This is a genomic window from Ferribacterium limneticum (assembly GCF_020510585.1).
Lineage (GTDB): Bacteria > Pseudomonadota > Gammaproteobacteria > Burkholderiales > Rhodocyclaceae > Azonexus.
Genome location: NZ_CP075190.1, coordinates 458,728 through 477,110 on the forward strand (window position 1 = coordinate 458,728; position 18,383 = coordinate 477,110).

An 18,383-nucleotide genomic window follows, 5' to 3' on the forward strand; every position below is an offset into this window, starting at 1 on the left:
CCTCGTTTGGCCAATTAGCTCAGTTGGTAGAGCAGCGGATTGAAAATCCGCGTGTCCGTGGTTCGATTCCGCGATTGGCCACCAAATTCATCCTTGAAACTCGAGGAAAAAACGCCAACCCTCATCGGTTGGCGTTTTGCATTGTGGAATGTGGTTCTCGCGCCGGGTATTATCGCGGTGCTGACTTCTTTCTTCTCCCTTTTTCCAACCCGCATTCCACGCCATCTTTGGCGACTAGAGGAGGCCTCTTGGCCAAACCAAACTATCAGTTCGAAAAGCGCCAACGAGACCTCGCCAAGAAAAACAAGCAGGAAGAAAAACGTCGCCAGAAGCTGGCCGACAAGGCTGGCAATGGGTCGGCCGAGGATGCGGCGTTGAGCCCGTCCGAGGCTGGCTTGCCGACTTCTGGCAGCGAGCTTCCCAAGGTCTGAGGACGGCTTGAGTACGGCGGTAAACGTTCGCATCGAGGCGCTGGCACCGGAGTTTGTAGACCGGGTTGGCATGCTGGCCGAGGCGCTGGGTTTGCCGCTGGCGGGGGAGGCTGAATTTGCCTTGCAACTGGGGGCTGGCGGCTTGCAGTTGCAGGAGCTGGGGCCGGAGGCAGCGGGCCCGGTGCGGGTCGATTTTCTCGAGGGGGCAGTGGCGCATCGTCGTCAACATGGCGGCGGCAATGGCCAGATGATCGCCAAGGCGGTTGGCATCCAGTCGGGTGTTCGGCCGGTGGTCCTGGATGCGACGGCCGGTTTGGGGCGCGACGCCTTTCTGCTGGCCCAACTGGGTTGTCGCGTCACACTGATCGAGCGCCATCCGCTGATCGGCGCCTTGCTGGCTGACGGTCTGGGGCGGGCACTGGTCGATCCGGAGGTGGCGCCGATCATCGAACGCATGGATTTGCGGCTGGGCAATGCCATTGAGCTGATCAGGGAATGGTCGGCTGAACCGCCGCAGGTCATTTATCTCGATCCGATGTTTCCGCATCGGGACAAGACTTCGCTGGTCAAAAAGGAAATGCGCGTCTTTCGTCCGCTGGTCGGCAGCGACGACGATGCGGCGCAACTGCTGCAGGCCGCCCTCGAGTTGGCGACGCATCGGGTTGTCGTCAAGCGGCCGCGCAAGGCGCCGAGCGTCGATGGCCAGCCGCCGGGCTATGTGCTGGAGGGGAAGTCCAGCCGCTATGATATTTATCCCAAGAAGGCCTTGAAGGCCAGGTAGTGGCTATTCGGCGATTTGTTTTGGCGCAGGCCGCGACGCTGGGAAACTAGCTATATTGAAATCAGGTGGTAACACTTGATGGGCATAATGCGGGCTTTCGAGAGGGGGCGATCATGGAATTGCTGCTGTGGCGCCACGCTGAGGCGGAAGATGGCGACGACGATCTGAAGCGGCGTCTGACGTCGCGCGGCGAAAAACAGGCACGAACGATGGCGGCCTGGATTCTGGCGCATCAGCCCAAGGATCTGCGCATCATCGCCAGCCCCTCGGTGCGCACCCAGCAAACGGTCGAGGCCTTGAAGCTGCCTTTCGAAACGATGCGAAAAATCGGGCCGGAGGCGTGTGTTTCCGAACTGATCGCGGCATCCGGCTGGCCCTCGGCCCCGGGGTCGGTGCTGATCGTCGGCCATCAGCCTTCGCTCGGGCGCATGGCGTCGCTGTTGCTGGCCGGGCAGGAATCCGAATGGAGCATCAAGAAGGGCGCCTTGTGGTGGTTGAGCAACCGCGTTCGCCGGGGCGAGACGCAGACCGTGCTACGGGCGGTCATTCCGGTTGAAATGCTGGACTAGACAAGGCGTAGCCTTTGCCGTGAAATAGACTCTTTCGCATCGAGGGATGGAGAGAGAGATGGTCACCAGAAAAAAGACGGCGGTAACACCGCCGAAAAAAATCGCCGCCGCTGAAGCCAAGCCAGCCGCACGCGCTGTTCGCCGGCGCCAGGTGGCGAGTGGGGACGTGCCGCCGGTGCTCACCGAGCAAGGCATTGAAGGTTACACCGTGCAGGCTGCAGTCGACGGGGCTCGGGCGTCAAAAATGGGGGCGATGCGCGATGTGATCGCCGGGATGCCGCCGGAGGAATCCGTCGCCTTGCTCCGGGGCCTGCTCAAGCAGCAGGGCGCTGGGGCCGAAGAGTTGCCGCTCAATCCGGATGACGAGCTGGCAAAAGACTGGCGCGACGGCGGCTACCCGTACAAGAACCTGATGCAGCGCCGCAATTACGAGCGGCAGAAATACCGCCTACAGGTCGAGTTGCTCAAGCTGCAGGCCTGGGTCAAGGAAACCGGGCAGAAGGTGGTGATCCTTTTCGAGGGCCGCGATGCGGCAGGGAAGGGCGGCACCATCAAGCGGTTCATGGAACATCTGAATCCGCGCGGCGCCCGCGTCGTGGCGCTGGAGAAACCAAGCGACATCGAGCGCGGCCAGTGGTATTTCCAGCGTTATGTGCAGCATCTGCCGACCAATGGCGAGATTGTGCTGTTCGACCGCTCCTGGTACAACCGGGCCGGCGTCGAGCGGGTCATGGGATTTTGTGGCGATCAGGAGTATTCCGAATTCGTCCGTCAGGCGCCGGAGTTCGAGCGCATGCTGGCGCGTAACGGCACGCATCTGATCAAATTCTGGTTCTCGGTCAGCCAGGAAGAACAGCGTCGCCGTTTCGGCGAACGCAAGGTGCACCCACTCAAGCAGTGGAAGCTGTCACCGATCGACATGGCCTCGCTCGACAAGTGGGGCGATTACACCAAGGCCAAGGAGGCGATGTTCTTCCACACCGATACCGCCGATGCGCCATGGACGGTCATCAAGTCGAACTGCAAGAAGCGGGCGCGGCTGAATGCCATGCGTTACGTGTTGCACAAGCTGCCCTACAACAACAAGGACACCGACCGGATCGGCAATCTTGACCCGCTGATCGTCGGGCGTGCCAATGTGGTTTATGAGCGCGGCGAGCAGCAGGGCCTGCCGATTCTGTAGCGCCGCGGGCGATTTCGATTTTGGCTTCGTTTTCCGGTTGACCGTGGGATTCGGCCAATCGGCCTAACTGATGACGTAAGACGCCCCGCCGGTGGCGATGAGCAGGCCGGTTTCGTTCTCCAGCGTCATCTGCACCGAGGCAATACGGCCGCCGAGGCGGGTTATCCGTCCGGTGGCCGTGAATTTCTTGCCCATGCCCTGGTGCAGGTAGTCGGTGCGCAGGTCGATGGTGCCGATGCGGCCAAAACGATGGCCGACTTGCTCAGTCGTTTCGCTGTTGAATTTCTCGGCAATGGCCACGGTGGCGGCCAGACCGCCGACGGTATCGAGCACGGTGGCGATCACGCCGCCATGCAGGCGGCCATGCAGAAAATGGCCGATGAGGTCAGGGCGCATGGCGAAACTGATTTGCGGCGCGGCCGGGTCGAGCGACTCGACCTTGAAGCCGAGCAATTCGTTGAAGCAGAGCTTGTGCTCGAAAACATCGCGCAAAGTGGCTTCGAGGCGGGTTTGCTCATCGGCGGAACGGCGGGGCAGAGTGGGGATCATTGGGTCCGATAGGTCTTAAATAGGGCGACGGGATTGCCATCGCCCAAGTCGAACGCAATTTTAACGCAGCTTGTTTTTTGCGCGGTGCCGATACGTCGGTGCCGGAGCCGCGCGCGCTACTTCGACCATCAGCACTGGCCGGCGGGGGAGCCAGGCGCGTTGAGGAAGCGCTGGCAGAAGTCGGCTTCCGGCATCGGCCGGCCGCTCAGGTAGCCCTGGTGGATATCGCAGTGCAGGTCGCGCAATAGCACCAGTTGCGCTGCCGTTTCGACACCTTCGGCGACCACTTCGAGGCCGAGGTTGTGGGCCATGGTGATGATCGCCGGGACCAGCGCGCTGCCGCCGGCGTAGTCGCCGGCATCGTCGATCAGGGCGGTGACGAAGCTGCGGTCGATCTTCAGGCTGCTGAAGGGCAGGCGGTGCAGGTAGGACAGCGAGGAGTAGCCGGTACCGAAATCGTCCAGGGCCAGGCGAAAGCCGCGGGCGCGCATGGCGTGGAGCATGTCGACGTGGTTGCCCTCGGCCTGCAGCAGCATCGACTCGGTGATTTCCAGCTCGATTTGCCCGCAGGCGACGCCGTGTTCGGCGCACAGCGCGGCTACCGTCTCGGTCAGGTCGCCGGGCCAGAACTGGCGGGCCGACAGGTTGATGGCCATATGCAGCGGCGTCGGCGACAGGCGGTTCCAGCGGGCCAGGCAGGCGATTGCCTCGGTCAGTACCCAGTGGCCGATGGGGATGATCAGGCCGGTTTCCTCAGCCACCGAGATGAAGCGGTCGGGCGGAATCCACTGGCCGTTGTCCTGCCAGCGCAGCAGGGCCTCGGCGCCGAGCAGGCGGCCGCTGGCGGTGTCGAACTTGGGCTGGTAGTGCAGGGAGAAAGCCTGTTGCTCGATAGCCTGGTGCAGGCGCAATTCGATTGAGGCGCGCTGCAGCACGCGCTCCTTCATTGCGGGCGTGTGCCGTGCCACCTGGCCGCCGCCATGGCGCTTGGCCACGTACATCGCGGTATCGGCGTCGCGCAACAGTTGCTCGGCATCGGCCGCGTCATCCGGGTACAGGCTGAGCCCGATGCTGGCGCCGACGTGCAGTTGGTTGCCATCGGTGACGAAGGGTTGGTTCAGGCGTTCGAGGAAATCGCGGGCGCGGGCTTCGGCGGTCGCACCACTGGCAATGCCGGTGAGCAGCACGATGAATTCATCGCCGCCCTGGCGGACCAGGGTGTCGAGCGGGCCGAGGCCACCGCGCAGGCGCCCGGCGACATCCTGGAGCAGGCTGTCGCCCAGCCGGTGGCCGAGCGAGTCATTGATGTCCTTGAAACGGTCAAGATCGATGAACAGCAGGGCGACATGTTCTTGCCGGGCCGTCGCCTGGTGCAGTGCCTCGCCCAGTTTCTCGGCGAGCAGCAAGCGGTTGGGGAGACCGGTCAGCGGGTCGTGCTGCGCCATGAAGGCGAGTTCCTCGTCGTGCTGCTTGCGTTCGGTGATGTCGGTGACCGAGCCGGCCATCTGGTAGGCGATGCCGTGACGGTCGCGCACCGCGATGCCGCGCGAGGCGATCCAGCGGTACTGGCCGCTACTGGTGCGGACCCGGTACTCGCAGTAAAAGTAGGGGGTGCGACCCTTCAGGTGCTCGGCAACGGTCCGGTTGTAATGGCTGCGGTCCTCCGGATGGACCAGCTCCAGCCAGGCATGCGTGTCGGGCAGGAAATTGTCGCGGTAACCGAGGATTTCGAGCAGTCGCTTGCCGACATCGAGGTGCTTGCTGACCGGGTCCCACGACCAGAAGCCGTCGTGCGCCGCCGCCATGGCCAGGCTATAGGCGCGCTGCGTGGCCCATAGCTGGCGCAACTGAGACTGGACGACGTAGCCGCCGAAGAGGATGAGCAGGGCCAGACCGCCACGAATGACGAACGACGACTCCCACCACCAGAGCAGCGGGAAGAGTATGCCAAGCAGTGCCAGCAGGGCCAGGCGCGCCAGAATGCCGCGATTGCCCAGGCCGGGGAGTAGTTGGTGCAGCGTATGGATCGGGATGTCTCCGGGGGTTTCTGGTTTCCTGGCAGGGCGTTTTGCAACTCGCGCCGGAATGTTTTGCCGCAGTATCTCTTTGTGTTCCGGCAACGGTCAACTCCGGGAAAACCCCGGAAACCCTGGTGTCATCCAGGTATGTGCACAGCATGGCAGACCTTGGCCTATGCGGCCCGCTGATGCCGGTGCTGGTAACCCGCTTCGAGCTCAGGGCCGGGCGGAAGAGATTGCCGTGGCTGCTGTTTTTCCATCCCGGTTTGTCGACCGAAACAAATCGGCCGAACGCCACTTGCGTGGGGTTCGGCCGATTGTTGGAGCCTGTTGCGGGTCAAAACCGCAATCGGTATGGCTGGCTATTTCTTGCGCGGCGCCGGCACATCCGTGCAGGTGCCATGTGCCACTTCGGCCGCCATGCCCACCGTTTCACCGAGCGTCGGGTGCGGGTGGATGGTCTTGCCGATATCGACCGAATCGCAGCCCATCTCGATGGCCAGGCAGACTTCGCCGATCATGTCGCCGGCGTTCGGGCCGACAATCGCCCCGCCGATGACGCGATGCGTTTCGGCATCGAAAATCAGCTTGGTGAAGCCGTAATCGGCACCGTTGGCGATGGCGCGACCGGAAGCGGCCCACGGGAACTTGGCGGCTTCGATCTTGCGACCTTCCTTCTTGGCCTGATCCTCGGTGACGCCGACCCATGCGACTTCCGGATGGGTGTAGGCGACGCTAGGAATAACCGTGGCGTCGAAGGCCGACTTCTGACCAGCCGCAACTTCCGCCGCGACGTGCGACTCATGCACGGCCTTGTGGGCCAGCATCGGCTGGCCGACGAGGTCGCCGATGGCGAAGATGTGCGGCACGTTGGTCCGCATCTGGGCATCGACATTGATGAAGCCGCGGTCGGTGACGGCCACGCCAGCCTTGTCGGCACCGATCTTGTTGCCGTTCGGCGTGCGGCCGGCGGCTTGCAGGATCATGTCGTACTTGACCGGCTCGGGCGAGACGCCTTCGCCTTCGAACTTGACGTAGAGGCCGTCGTCCTTGGCTTCCACGGCAACCGTCTTGGTCTTCAGCATGATCTTGTCGAAGCGCTTGGCGTTCTGCTTTTCCCAGACCTTGACCGCATCGCGGTCCGGGCCTTGCATCAGGCCATCCATCATTTCGACGACATCGACCTTTGAACCCAGGGTCGAGTAAACCGTCGCCATTTCCAGACCGATGATGCCGCCGCCGATGACCAGCATCTTCTCCGGCACGAAGCGCAGTTCAAGCGCCCCGGTCGAATCGACGATGCGCGGGTCCTTCGGGATGAAGGGCAGGTGCATGGCGGCCGAACCGGCGGCGATGATGCATTTCTGGAATTTGACGATCTTCTTGGCGCCGGTCTTGTCCTGGCCCGTGCCGTCGGTGACTTCGACTTCGATGTGATACGGGTCGAGGAAGGTGCCGTAGCCGCGCACGATGTCGACCTTGCGGCCCTTGGCCATGCCGGCCAAGCCACCGGTCAGCTTGCCGACGACCTTGTCCTTGTGGGCGCGCAGCTTGTCGATATCGACCGTCGGTGCGGCAAAGGTGACGCCGAGATCATTGGCGTGCTCGGCCTCTTCCATGACGGCAGCGACGTGGAGCAGGGCCTTGGATGGAATGCAGCCGACGTTGAGGCAGACGCCGCCGAGCGTCGCGTAACGCTCGACGATGACCGTCTTCATGCCGAGGTCGGCCGAACGGAAGGCGGCGGAATAACCGCCGGGGCCGGCGCCGAGGACGAGCATCTCGCACTCGATGTCGGCTCCGCCGGCATGGCTGCCGGCGACCGGAGCGGCCACCGGGGCGGCGGCTGGCGCCGCAGCCGGGGTTTCCGTTTTTGCCGCATTTTCCGGGTTGACCGCAGCAGATGCGCCGCTTTCCACCTTGATCAGCAAAGTGCCTTCGGCAACCTTGGCACCGAGCTGAACGAGCACTTCCTTGACCACGCCGGCGACCGGCGATGGCACGTCCATCGTCGCCTTGTCCGATTCCAGCGTGCAGATCGCGTCATCGACCTTGATGCTGTCGCCGACCTTGACGAACAGGTCGATGATCGGTACTTCGGCGAAATCGCCGATATCGGGGACTTTGACTTCTACCAGATTGCTCATGGTGTTCTCCCCTTACAGCGCGACGCGACGGAAGTCGGCCAGCAGCTGCGCGATGTAGACGTTGAAGCGGGTGGCCAGCGCGCCGTCGATGACGCGATGGTCGGCGGTCAGCGACAGCGGCAGGGTCAGGCGCGGCACGAATTGCTTGCCGTCCCAGACCGGTTTCATGGCCGACTTGTTGACCCCGAGGATGGCCACTTCCGGCGCATTGACGATAGGCGCGAAGTAGGTGCCGCCGATACCGCCCAGGCTGGAAATGGTGAAGCAGGCGCCTTGCATGTCGGCCGGCTTGAGCTTGCCGTCACGCGCTTGCTTGGCCAGCTCGCCGGATTCCTGGGCCAGTTCGAAGACCGACTTCTTGTCGACGTTCTTGACCACCGGCACGACCAGACCGTTCGGCGTGTCGGCGGCGAAGCCGATGTTGAAATACTTCTTGAGCACCAGATTGTCGCCGTCGAGCGAGGAATTGAATTCCGGGAATTTCTGCAGGCCCTTGACGCAAGCCTTCATGAGGAAAGCCAGCATGGTCAGCTTGGCGCCGCCACCCTTTTCGTTTTCCTTGTTGAGCAGCACGCGGAAGGCTTCGATGTCGGTGATGTCGGCATCTTCGTGGTACGTGACAGCCGGGATCATGACCCAGTTGCGCGACAGGTTCTGGCCGGAAATCTTCTTGATGCGCGACAGTGGCTTGACCTCGATTTCGCCGAACTTGGCGAAATCGACCTTCGGCCAGGGCAGCAGATCGAGCCCGCCGCCGAGGCTGGCGCCGCCAGCGACCGGGGCAGCGGTGGCGCCTGACATGACGCCCTTGACGTACTTGGTCAGGTCTTCCTTGACGATGCGGTTCTTCGGGCCGGTAGCCGGCACCTTGTTCAGATCGACACCGAGTTCGCGGGCATAGGCGCGGACGGACGGCGAGGCGTGAACCTTGGCGCCGGCTGCCAGGGCCGGAGCCAGTGCAGCAGGTGCGGCAGCAGCCGGTGCGGCGGCGGGCGCGGCAACCGGGGCTGCGGCAGCAGCGACAGGCGCCGGAGCAGCGGCTTGCGGTGCAGCCGCCGGGGCGGATGCGCCCGTTTCAACCTTGATCAGTACTGTGCCTTCGCCAACCTTGGAGCCGAGCTGGACGAGGACTTCCTTGACCGTGCCAGCAACAGTGGAAGGAACATCCATTGTTGCCTTGTCGGATTCGAGCGTGGCGATCGCATCGTCAACCTTGATGCTGTCGCCGACCTTGACGTAGAGCTCGATGACCGGGACTTCGGCGAAATCGCCGATATCGGGCACCTTGACTTCAACCACACCGCCACCAGCCGAGGGCGCGGCGGCAACCGGCGCCGCCGCCGGCGCCGGCGCCGGTGCAGCAGCCTGGACGGCCGGTGCGGAGGCAGCGGCAGGCGCTGCAACAGCGGCACCACCCGTTTCAACCTTGATCAGCACGGTGCCTTCGCCAACCTTGGAACCGAGCTGGACCAAAACTTCCTTGATAACGCCGTCGACCGTGGAAGGCACATCCATCGTCGCCTTGTCGGATTCCAGCGTGGCAATGGCATCGTCGACCTTGATGCTGTCGCCGACCTTGACGTACAACTCGATCACCGGCACTTCAGCGAAATCGCCGATATCGGGGACTTTGACTTCAATGATTTGGCTCATGTTGTCTCTCCCCGATTAAACCGACATCGGATTCGGCTTGGCCGGATCCAGGTTGTATTTGACCAGAGCGGCAGCAACCACTTCGCGCTTGATCTCGCCGTTGTCGGCCAGCGCCTTGAGGGCGGCCAGCGTCACCCAGTGACGATCGACTTCGAAGAAGTGACGGAGCTTCTCGCGGGTATCCGAACGGCCGAAACCATCGGTGCCGAGCGTGACGTACGGTGCCTTGACGAAGGGACGGATCTGCTCGGAGAACAGCTTGATGTAGTCGGTCGAAGCGATGACCGGGCCCTTGGCGCCCGCCAGCTTTTGCTCGACGTGCGACAGCTTCGGCTCTTCGAGCGGATGCAGCATGTTCCAGCGCTGGGTATCGATGCCGTTGCGGGCCAGTTCGTTCATGCTCGGGCAACCCCAGAGGTCAGCCTCGACACCCCAGTCGGCCTTGAGCAGGTCGGCGGCAGCGATGACTTCACGGAAGATGGTGCCGGAACCGAGCAGCTGAACGCGCGGGCCGGCCGATTCGCCACCCTTCTTGAACAGGTACATGCCCTTGATGATGTCGGCTTCCGAACCGGCCGGCATTTCCGGGTGCTCGTAGTTCTCGTTCATCACCGTCAGGTAATAGAAGACGTCTTCCTGCTCCTGGAACATGCGGCGCATGCCGTCCTGGGTGACCACGGCGACTTCATACTGGAAGGTCGGGTCGTAGGAAACGCAGTTCGGGATCAGGTTGGACAGGATCAGGCTGTGGCCGTCTTCGTGCTGCAGGCCTTCGCCGTTCAGTGTCGTGCGACCGGCCGTACCGCCGATCAGGAAGCCGCGGGCGCGCTGGTCGCCAGCCGCCCAGCACAGGTCCATGACACGCTGCAGGCCGAACATCGAGTAGCAGATATAGAACGGAATGGTCTGCACGTTATGCACGGAGTAGGAGGTAGCGGCGGCGATCCAGTCGCTCATCGCGCCCGATTCGTTGATGCCTTCCTGCAGCACCTGACCGGTCTTCGATTCCTTGTAGAACATCAGCTGGTCATGGTCTTCCGGCACATAGTTCTGGCCTTCCTGATTCCAGATGCCGACCGAGCGGAACATGCCTTCCATGCCGAAAGTGCGCGACTCGTCCGGCACGATGGGCACGACGTTCTTGCCGACATTCTTGTCCTTCAACATCATGTTCATGATGCGGACGATGGCCATCGTCGTGGACAGTTCGCGGCCTTCGCCAGACGCCTTGAGCAGCGCTGCAAAGGTGTCGAGTGCCGGAATCTGCAGCGGCTCGGCCTTGCGGCGGCGCTGCGGCAGGAAGCCGCCGAGGTCCATGCGACGCTGGAGCATGTACTGGTATTCCGGTGAGTCTTCGGCGAACTTGAGGTAAGGCAGTTCGTAGAGCTGGTCGTCCGGCACCGGCAGGTTGAAGCGGTCGCGGAAGCGGCCGATCTGCTCCTTGTCCATCTTCTTCTGCTGGTGCGAGGTGTTCATCGCTTCGCCGGCCTGGCCCATGCCGAAGCCCTTGATGGTCTTGGCGAGAATGAGGGTCGGGGCGCCCTTGGTCTTGATGGCGCGGTCGTAGGCGGCGAAGATCTTGAAGATGTCGTGGCCGCCGCGGTTCAGATTCCAGATCTCGTCATCGGTCCAGTCGGCGACCAGTTCGCGCAGTTCCGGCGTGTTGAAGAAATGTTCGCGGACGTAGGCGCCGTTCTTGGCCTTGAAGGTCTGGTACTCGCCATCGCACAGCTCCATCATGCGCTTCTTGAGGATGCCCTTCTTGTCGCGGGTAAACAGCGCATCCCAGTGGGTGCCCCAGACCAGCTTGATGACGTTCCAGCCGGCACCGCGGAACTCGGATTCGAGTTCCTGAATGATCTTGCCGTTGCCGCGTACCGGGCCGTCGAGGCGCTGCAGGTTGCAGTTGATGACGAAGATCAGGTTGTCGAGTTTTTCGCGTCCGGCCATGCCGATGGCGCCGAGCGATTCGACTTCATCGGTCTCGCCATCACCGAGGAAGGCCCAGACCTTGCGATCACCGGCCTTGGCCAGTCCGCGCGAGTCGAGGTACTTCATGAAGCGGGCCTGATAAATGGCCTGGATCGGGCCGAGGCCCATTGAAACGGTCGGGAATTGCCAGAAATCGGGCATCAGCCACGGGTGCGGGTAGGACGAAATGCCTTTGCCGCCGGTTTCCTGACGGAAGTTGTCCATCTGTTCTTCGCTCAGGCGACCGAGCATGAAGGCGCGGGAATAGACGCCCGGAACGGAATGGCCCTGGAAGAAGATCAGGTCGCCGCCAGACGGATCATTGATGCTGCGCCAGAAATGCGAAAAGCCGACGTCGTAAAGGGCAGCGGCTGACGCGAAGGAGGCGATGTGGCCGCCGACGTTGGTGTCCTTGTTGGCGCGGACGACCATGGCCATCGCGTTCCAGCGGATATAGGAGTGCAGCTTGATTTCCATGTCCGGGTTGCCCGGGTACTTGGGCTGCTGGTCGGCCGGAATGGTGTTGATGTATTCGGTGTTGGCCGAGTAGGGCAGATCGATCCCGTCTTCGCGGGCCTGGCCGATCAGCTTCTCGATCAGGTAATGGGCGCGGTCGGCGCCTTCGTTGGCGAGGACGCCGCCAAGGGCGTCAATCCACTCTTTGGTTTCCTGCGGATCTACGTCGGCAGGGTCAGGCAAATTGTTCGGTTGTTCGGCCATGGTTTGTCTCCTGGGTTGAATGTCATTCTGTTTTGCCCGTTTAGCAAAACTACTTTAACTGCTTCCGATGCGCTGCGCGAGTCCGTACTTTCCCTTAGTCGCGTTTCGCATTGTAAAAACAAAATTCGCATTGTGCAATAAGGACAAACCCGTACCTCGGGTTTTTTTGCATATTTACAACGGGGAGCTTAGAGCGTGGCCCAGCGGGCCAGCGTGCCGCCGAAGAAGGCGGTGGCGATCAGGGCGAGCGGCGAAACGGCGATGAAGACCTTGAGTACGCGGGCGATGAACGGGTGGGCAACCGCCGACTCGATGAAGCAACGGGCGACCACGACGCCCTTGATCCAGATGATGGCGGCGACCAGCAAGGGCAGCCAGCGCACCTCGCGGAACCATTCGCTAAGGCCGAGGCTGGCCAGCGTCAGGGCGACCAGCGCGAGCCATGCCACGGTCAACCGGGAAAAATGGTCATTTTTGGAATCCATGTTCAAGCCAGGACGTAGAACAAGGGAAAGATGACCAGCCAGATGATGTCGGTGGCGTGCCAGTAGCAGGCCAGCGCTTCGAGTCCGGCGTAGTCGGCCGACGAATAGCCACGAAAGCTCAGCCGGGCGAGCACCCACAGAATGCCGAGGATGCCCCAGGTGGCGTGCACCAGATGGGTGAAGGTCAGGTAGTAATAGACGGTGAAAAAAATGCCCGATTCGCCGTTGATGCCATGCGCCAGGTTCCAGTCGATTTCGAGCACCTTGGTCAGCGGATAGCCGAGCGCGACGACCAGTCCGGCGATCAGCCAGATGACGGCCGAGCGATGCTTGTCCTGGCGGATGGCATTGACCGAGCAGGCGATGAAGTAGCTGCTCGTGATCATGAGCAGCGTGATGGTCGTTCCGGCAGCGACCGACAGGCGTTGGGCGCCGTCGTGGAAAGCCTGCGGAAAATGGGCGCGGGCGATGAAATACACCGCAAAAAGTACGGCGAATTCGACGAATTCGCAGGTGATGCCGGCCCAGATGCCTTTGTTGCCGGGAATGCGGAACGGGCTTTCGGCAACGGGGGGCGGATCGGCGAGGAGGGTGGCGGCGTTCATGGTCGGGTTCTTGGCGAGGGGTCATTGTTCCGCGGGCAGGTCGTGCCGGCCTTGATGTCCATCAACGGCAATCTGATATGACACGAAAAATACATTTATATGTATTGCGCTGTATCAAGTTCGGAAAAACGTATCTTTTTATAATTTGTGGTTTGGTCCAAACGATCGAGGAGTCGACATGGCGGCAGTCATGCCTGTACCGGCAGCAAGCCGGGTTCTGATGTCCGGTAACGAAGCAGTCGCCCGCGCCGTCTGGGAGGCTGGCGTGAAAGTCGCCGCCGCTTATCCCGGCACGCCATCTACTGAAATGCTGGAAGTCATTTCCAGCTACCCGGATCTCTACGCCGAGTGGTCGGTCAATGAGAAGGTTTCGCTGGAAGTTGCCATCGGTGCCGCCTACGCCGGCTCGCGTTCCTTCTGCTGCATGAAGCATGTCGGCATGAATGTCGCCTCCGATGCGCTGATGACCTTGACCCTGACCGGCGTCATCGGTGGCCTGGTCATCGCCATTGCCGACGACGTCGGCTTGTCCTCATCGCAGAACGAGCAGGATTCCCGCTACTGGGGCCGCTTCGCCCACGTCCCGGTGCTCGAGCCCGCGGATTCGCAGGAAGCCTACGCGATGACGCTGTACGCCTACGAGCTGTCGGAGAAATTCCAGGTGCCGGTCATCCTGCGCATGACGACGCGGATCAACCACGTCAAGTCGCTGGTTACGGTCGGCGAGCGGAACGAGTACGTCGGCGCCGGCTTCAAGAAGGAACCGGCCCGCTTCGTCATGGTGCCAGGCAATGCCGGCAAGCGCATCCCGCTGATGTTCGCCCGCGATATCAAGTTGCGCGAACTGGCCGAAACATCCGAACTGAATTTCATCGAGGACGGCTCCGACAAATGTGTCGGCTTCATCGCCTCCGGCCCAGCCTACATGCACGTCAAGGAATCTTTCCCGAACGCGCCGGTCTTGAAGCTTGGCTTCTCCAGCCCGGTGCCGTTCGAGAAGTGTCGCGAACTGGCTGCGCTGGTCGACCAGGTTGTCATCGTCGAAGAAGTCGAGCCACTCATCGAAACCGAACTCAAGGCGCAAGGCCTCAAGGTGATCGGCAAGGAAATCCTGCCACTTCAGGGTGAGTTGTCGCCCAACGTGCTCAAGCCGGCCATCGCCAAACTGCTCGGCGAGCCGGTGCCGGAAACAACCGCCCTAGCCCCGCTGCAGGTTTTCCCGCGGCCGCCGACGATGTGCGTCGCCTGTCCGCACCTCGGTGTCTATTACACGCTGTCGCAAGTGCGCAATCTCAACATCTCGGGCGACATCGGCTGTTACACGCTGGGCGCCGGCCACCCGTGGAATGCCCTCGACACCTGCGTCTCGATGGGTGCCTCGATGGGCGTTGCGCTAGGCATGGACAAGGGGCGTGGCGAATCGGACAAGGACAAGCGCGTGGTCGCCGTAATAGGCGACTCAACCTTCCTGCACATGGGCATGCAGGGCCTGCTCGACATGGTTTACAACAAGGGCAACGTCACTGTGCTTTTGCTCGACAACCGCGCTGTCGGCATGACGGGCGGCCAGAATAATCCGGGTAACGGCTATGGCATCCACGGCGAAGAAGCGCCGCGCGTCGATTTCGCCAAGCTGGTCAGTGCGCTGGGTGTCAGGGACGAACGCATCCACGTCGTCAATCCGTATGAGTTGCCGGTGCTCTTCAAGACCATCCGCGAAGAGGTCAAGGTGCCCGAGGTGTCGGTCATCATCACCGACCAGCCCTGCGTGCTGGTCAAGGATTACCACAAGCTCAAGCCTTTCGAGGTCGTCGAGGACAAGTGTACCGGTTGCGGCAATTGCATCGACGTCGGTTGCCCGGCCATCCACGTCACGCGGCGCGGCAAGGAGGTCAAGCCGAGCGGTCGCGAGGTCAATCTGGCTTTCGTGCGCATCGAAACCTCGGTGTGTACCGGTTGCGGTCTGTGCGTCCAGCCCTGCGCGCCGAAAGCCATCGTCCATCATGTGCCGACCTCGCCGATTCAGCTTGTTACCAAGGGAGGCTGCGCAGCATGAACCGAGTTGAAAACACCTGCACCAACATCCTCGTCGTCGGCATCGGCGGCCAGGGAGTCATGACGGCGACCGAAATCCTCGCCGAAGCCGCCATCGCGCTGGGCCACGACGTCAAGAAAACCGAAGTCGCCGGCATGGCACAGCGCGGCGGCGTTGTCTCGTCGCACCTGCGTTTCGGCCAGCGCGTCCTGTCGCCCCAGATCACGCCGGGCACGGCCGACGTGCTGCTCGGTTTTGAGTCGGCCGAGGCCATGCGCTGGCAGCACATGCTCAAGCCGGGCGGCATCACGTTGATGAACACGGCCAGGCTGGTGCCGCCGGTCGTCGAACTCGGCCTGTTCGATTACCCGGAAGACCCGCTGGCCGAGATCAGGAAATCCGGCAACAAGGTCGTCGCCTTCGATGCCACGACCATTGCGCAGAATCTTGGCGACATCCGCCTCGGCAACACGGTCATGCTCGGCGCCATCGCCGATCACCTGCCGTTTGGCGCCGAGGTCTTGCTCGATTGCGTGCTCAAGCGCTTCCAGCGCAAGGGCGAAAAACTGGTCGAACTGAATCGTCGGGCTTTCGAAGCAGGTCGCGCAGCTGTCGGCGAAGCGGAAACTGCTGCCGCGTAATCTGGTAAAATACGCGCCAATTCAAAGGGAAAGGCCTCTGCCTTTCCCCTTTTTCTTTTCAGTTGGATGCGACGATGACAGCTCAAATTATTGACGGCAAGGCGCTGGCCGAAGAACTGCGCCAGGGTTTCAAGGCACGCGTCGAGGCACTGACCGCCAAGGGCCACAAGCCCGGTCTGGTGGTCATTCTGGTCGGGGCCGACCCGGCTTCCGAGGTCTATGTCCGCAACAAGGTCAATGGCTGCCTGGCCATCGGCATGCACTCCGAGAAGATCACCTACGAGGCCACGGTCGATCAGGCCACGGTGCTCAACAAGATCGCCGAACTGAACGCCGATCCGAACATCCACGGCATCCTTGTCCAACTGCCGCTGCCTAAGCATTTCGACGAAGAGGCTGTGCTTGAAGCGATCGCCGCCGACAAGGACGTCGATGGGTTCCACGCTGAAAACGTCGGTGCACTGGCCCAGGGCAATCCACGCTTCATCCCGTGCACGCCTTACGGCGTCATGAAGATGTTCGAGAAGGGCAACGTCGATCTGACCGGCAAGGAGGCGGTCGTCATCGGCCGTTCCAACATCGTCGGCAAGCCGATGGCGCTGCTGCTCATCAACGCCGGGGCGACGGTCACCGTGTGCAACTCGCGCACCAAGGATCTGAAATTCCACACCAGCCGCGCCGACATTCTGGTCGCTGCCGTCGGCAAGCCGAAGTTCGTTACCGGCGACATGGTCAAGCCGGGCGCCGTCGTCATCGACGTCGGCATCAACCGCCTGCCGGACGGCAAGCTGTGCGGCGACGTCGATTTTGCCAGCTGCCTTGAGGTGGCCGGCCAGATCACCCCGGTGCCGGGCGGCGTTGGTCCGATGACCATCACCATGCTGCTGGCAAATACCATCGAAGCTGCGGAACGAAAAGCGGCCGCCGCCTGACTAAGGCATCTTTCCATCCCAACTTGAAGGACTAACAACATGAGCACAAAGCCCCTCGTCGGTATCGTCATGGGTTCGGACAGCGACTGGCCGATCATGCGCGCCGCCGCTGTTGCCCTGAAGAACCTGGACATTCCCTACGAAGCCAAGGTTCTGTCAGCCCACCGCACGCCGGATCAGGCACTGGATTACGCCTCTACTGCCGCCGGCCGCGGCATCAAGGTGCTGATCGGTGCGGCTGGCGGTGCCGCCCACCTGGCCGGCGTGCTCGCCGCCAAGACGCAGCTGCCGGTGCTCGGCGTACCGATGCCCTCCAAGCACCTGATGGGTCTCGATTCGCTGCTCTCCATGGTCCAGATGCCCGGCGGCATTCCGGTTGCCACCTTCGCCGTCGGCGAAGCCGGGGCGACCAATGCCGCGTTGTTTGCCGTCGCCATGCTGGCCTTGAGCGACGAAGGTATCGCCCAGAGGCTGGCCGGCTTCCGCCAGAGCCAGACCGAAAAAGTGCTGTCCAAGACGCTGCCCGATCAGCCTTGAACGCCACTCCGACCAGCTTTCGCCAATGACTCAGGACTACGCGCGCGCCGTTGAATTGTTGCGCGCCGGCGAGCTGGTCGCCTTCCCGACGGAAACGGTTTACGGCCTGGGGGCGGATGCCGCCAACCCGGCCGCCGTCGCCAAAATTTTTGCCGCCAAGGGCCGACCGGCCGATCATCCGCTGATCGTCCACATCGCCGGCCACGACGCCGTCGATCATTGGGCTGAGCAGGTTCCCGCTGTCGCCTGGGAACTCATGGAAGCCTTCTGGCCCGGCCCGTTGACCCTGATCCTGAAAAAACAGGCCTGGGTGCCGGACGCCGTGACCGGCGGGCAGGATACCGTTGGCCTGCGCGTCCCCGGCCATCCCGTGGCGCTCGATCTGCTCCGTGCTTTTGCCGCCGTCGCCGGCGAACATGCCGGCATCGCTGCGCCGTCGGCCAACCGCTTCGGCCGGATCAGCCCGACCACGGCTGAACACGTCCGTGAAGAGTTGGGCGATCGCGTGCCGTTGATCCTCGATGGCGGGCCGTGCAAGGTCGGCATCGAATCGACGATCGTTGATTGCTCGCGCGGCGAACCGGTCGTCCTGCGTCCCGGCCACATCGCCCCGGCCCATCTCGAAGCCGTTCTCGGCCGCCGCCCGAACATCGAAACCGCGGTCGGCGCGCCGCGCGTCTCCGGCTCGCTGGCCGCCCACTACGCGCCACAAACGCCGATGCGCCTGGTTTCCTCCGAGCGCCTGCTCGATTTCATCAACGCCCAGCGCCACAAAGGCGATCGCTGCGGCGTCATCAGCACCAACCAGCCGCCGCACGCCGGCATGCCCCACGTTTGGCGCATGGTGCCGGCCGACCCGGTCGGCTACGCCCACGACCTCTACGCCGCCCTGCGCGACATGGACCACGCCGGTGTCGACCTGATCGCCGTCGAAGCCCTGCCCGACGAACCAGCCTGGGCCGCAGTCTCCGACCGCCTGCGCCGCGCCGTTGCCGGGGCCGGGCAAGCCTAAACGCCGACTTCCACGGTCAACCGGAAAAAACGGCCAAAATTGAAATGTCGCCCGCAAGCACTGTTGCTGGCACTTAATTCCTGATTACTCAAAACCCTGCTTTGATCTGCAAAT

At 62.5% G+C, this 18,383-nt stretch carries 16 protein-coding genes and 1 tRNA gene; 10 read left to right on the forward strand and 7 right to left on the reverse strand.

Annotated elements, in window-relative coordinates; genetic code table 11:
• The first annotated feature begins 8 nt into the window (after positions 1-8).
• From KI613_RS02235 to ppk2, 5 genes are all read left to right on the forward strand, one after another.
• Positions 9-84, forward strand: a tRNA-Phe gene (locus tag KI613_RS02235).
• A 164-nt stretch (positions 85-248) separates the two neighbouring features.
• Positions 249-431, forward strand: coding sequence for a hypothetical protein (locus tag KI613_RS02240; protein ID WP_226403597.1), 183 nt, complete (start codon positions 249-251; stop codon positions 429-431).
• A gap of 7 nt (positions 432-438) precedes the next feature.
• Positions 439-1,212, forward strand: coding sequence for a class I SAM-dependent methyltransferase (locus KI613_RS02245; RefSeq protein ID WP_226403598.1), 774 nt, complete (start codon positions 439-441; stop codon positions 1,210-1,212).
• 113 nt (positions 1,213-1,325) lie between these two features.
• A complete protein-coding gene (locus tag KI613_RS02250; protein WP_226403599.1) occupies positions 1,326-1,781 on the forward strand; it encodes a SixA phosphatase family protein in 456 nt (151 codons plus the stop codon).
• Between the two features lie 58 nt (positions 1,782-1,839).
• The gene (ppk2, locus tag KI613_RS02255; protein ID WP_226403600.1) at positions 1,840-2,964 is read left to right on the forward strand and encodes a polyphosphate kinase 2; all 1,125 of its coding nucleotides are present in this window, start codon (positions 1,840-1,842) and stop codon (positions 2,962-2,964) included.
• A 63-nt stretch (positions 2,965-3,027) separates the two neighbouring features.
• Here the strand turns inward: ppk2 and KI613_RS02260 are convergent, their stop codons facing one another.
• The 7 genes from KI613_RS02260 to KI613_RS02290 all read right to left on the reverse strand — a co-directional run bounded on the left by KI613_RS02260 (position 3,028) and on the right by KI613_RS02290 (position 13,112).
• Positions 3,028-3,513: a thioesterase family protein gene (locus KI613_RS02260; protein ID WP_226403601.1), complete on the reverse strand. Its 486-nt coding sequence runs from the start codon at positions 3,511-3,513 to the stop codon at positions 3,028-3,030.
• Between the two features lie 128 nt (positions 3,514-3,641).
• Entirely contained in the window at positions 3,642-5,633 is a 1,992-nt protein-coding gene (locus KI613_RS02265) for a putative bifunctional diguanylate cyclase/phosphodiesterase (RefSeq protein WP_226403602.1), read from the reverse strand.
• A 260-nt stretch (positions 5,634-5,893) separates the two neighbouring features.
• Positions 5,894-7,678 carry a dihydrolipoyl dehydrogenase gene (gene lpdA, locus KI613_RS02270; protein ID WP_226403603.1) on the reverse strand — a complete coding sequence of 595 codons (1,785 nt, stop codon included), beginning with the start codon at positions 7,676-7,678 and terminating at the stop codon, positions 5,894-5,896.
• Positions 7,679-7,690: 12 nt separating this feature from the next.
• Positions 7,691-9,331, reverse strand: coding sequence for a dihydrolipoyllysine-residue acetyltransferase (aceF, locus tag KI613_RS02275; protein WP_226403604.1), 1,641 nt, complete (start codon positions 9,329-9,331; stop codon positions 7,691-7,693).
• A gap of 15 nt (positions 9,332-9,346) precedes the next feature.
• Positions 9,347-12,022 carry a pyruvate dehydrogenase (acetyl-transferring), homodimeric type gene (aceE, locus tag KI613_RS02280; protein ID WP_226403605.1) on the reverse strand — a complete coding sequence of 892 codons (2,676 nt, stop codon included), beginning with the start codon at positions 12,020-12,022 and terminating at the stop codon, positions 9,347-9,349.
• Between the two features lie 188 nt (positions 12,023-12,210).
• The gene (locus KI613_RS02285; protein WP_226403606.1) at positions 12,211-12,507 is read right to left on the reverse strand and encodes a hypothetical protein; all 297 of its coding nucleotides are present in this window, start codon (positions 12,505-12,507) and stop codon (positions 12,211-12,213) included.
• 2 nt (positions 12,508-12,509) lie between these two features.
• Positions 12,510-13,112, reverse strand: coding sequence for a cytochrome c oxidase subunit 3 family protein (locus KI613_RS02290; protein WP_226403607.1), 603 nt, complete (start codon positions 13,110-13,112; stop codon positions 12,510-12,512).
• A gap of 178 nt (positions 13,113-13,290) precedes the next feature.
• Here KI613_RS02290 and KI613_RS02295 point away from each other — a divergent pair, with 178 nt between their 5' ends.
• From KI613_RS02295 to KI613_RS02315, 5 genes are all read left to right on the forward strand, one after another.
• Positions 13,291-15,168, forward strand: a complete 1,878-nt coding sequence (locus tag KI613_RS02295; RefSeq protein ID WP_226403608.1) for a thiamine pyrophosphate-dependent enzyme — start codon at positions 13,291-13,293, stop codon at positions 15,166-15,168.
• Entirely contained in the window at positions 15,165-15,788 is a 624-nt protein-coding gene (locus KI613_RS02300) for an indolepyruvate oxidoreductase subunit beta (RefSeq protein ID WP_226403609.1), read from the forward strand. The genes KI613_RS02295 and KI613_RS02300 overlap by 4 nt, the downstream gene beginning before the upstream one ends.
• 74 nt (positions 15,789-15,862) lie before the next feature.
• A complete protein-coding gene (gene folD / locus KI613_RS02305; RefSeq protein WP_226403610.1) occupies positions 15,863-16,720 on the forward strand; it encodes a bifunctional methylenetetrahydrofolate dehydrogenase/methenyltetrahydrofolate cyclohydrolase FolD in 858 nt (285 codons plus the stop codon).
• 39 nt (positions 16,721-16,759) lie between these two features.
• Positions 16,760-17,257, forward strand: a complete 498-nt coding sequence (purE, locus tag KI613_RS02310; RefSeq protein WP_226403611.1) for a 5-(carboxyamino)imidazole ribonucleotide mutase — start codon at positions 16,760-16,762, stop codon at positions 17,255-17,257.
• A gap of 25 nt (positions 17,258-17,282) precedes the next feature.
• A complete protein-coding gene (locus KI613_RS02315; protein WP_226403612.1) occupies positions 17,283-18,269 on the forward strand; it encodes an L-threonylcarbamoyladenylate synthase in 987 nt (328 codons plus the stop codon).
• The last annotated feature ends 114 nt before the right edge of the window (positions 18,270-18,383 follow it).

What these genes read in the sequence shown, in the direction of transcription:
- KI613_RS02250 (WP_226403599.1), top strand. Translation starts at nt 1,326, where the DNA reads ATGGAATTGCTGCTGTGGCGCCACGCTGAGGCGGAAGATGGCGACGAC.
- ppk2 (WP_226403600.1), top strand. Translation starts at nt 1,840, where the DNA reads ATGGTCACCAGAAAAAAGACGGCGGTAACACCGCCGAAAAAAATCGCC.
- KI613_RS02260 (WP_226403601.1), bottom strand. Translation starts at nt 3,513, where the DNA reads ATGATCCCCACTCTGCCCCGCCGTTCCGCCGATGAGCAAACCCGCCTC.
- lpdA (WP_226403603.1), bottom strand. Translation starts at nt 7,678, where the DNA reads ATGAGCAATCTGGTAGAAGTCAAAGTCCCCGATATCGGCGATTTCGCC.
- aceF (WP_226403604.1), bottom strand. Translation starts at nt 9,331, where the DNA reads ATGAGCCAAATCATTGAAGTCAAAGTCCCCGATATCGGCGATTTCGCT.
- aceE (WP_226403605.1), bottom strand. Translation starts at nt 12,022, where the DNA reads ATGGCCGAACAACCGAACAATTTGCCTGACCCTGCCGACGTAGATCCG.
- KI613_RS02285 (WP_226403606.1), bottom strand. Translation starts at nt 12,507, where the DNA reads ATGGATTCCAAAAATGACCATTTTTCCCGGTTGACCGTGGCATGGCTC.
- KI613_RS02290 (WP_226403607.1), bottom strand. Translation starts at nt 13,112, where the DNA reads ATGAACGCCGCCACCCTCCTCGCCGATCCGCCCCCCGTTGCCGAAAGC.
- KI613_RS02295 (WP_226403608.1), top strand. Translation starts at nt 13,291, where the DNA reads ATGGCGGCAGTCATGCCTGTACCGGCAGCAAGCCGGGTTCTGATGTCC.
- KI613_RS02300 (WP_226403609.1), top strand. Translation starts at nt 15,165, where the DNA reads ATGAACCGAGTTGAAAACACCTGCACCAACATCCTCGTCGTCGGCATC.
- folD (WP_226403610.1), top strand. Translation starts at nt 15,863, where the DNA reads ATGACAGCTCAAATTATTGACGGCAAGGCGCTGGCCGAAGAACTGCGC.
- purE (WP_226403611.1), top strand. Translation starts at nt 16,760, where the DNA reads ATGAGCACAAAGCCCCTCGTCGGTATCGTCATGGGTTCGGACAGCGAC.
- KI613_RS02315 (WP_226403612.1), top strand. Translation starts at nt 17,283, where the DNA reads ATGACTCAGGACTACGCGCGCGCCGTTGAATTGTTGCGCGCCGGCGAG.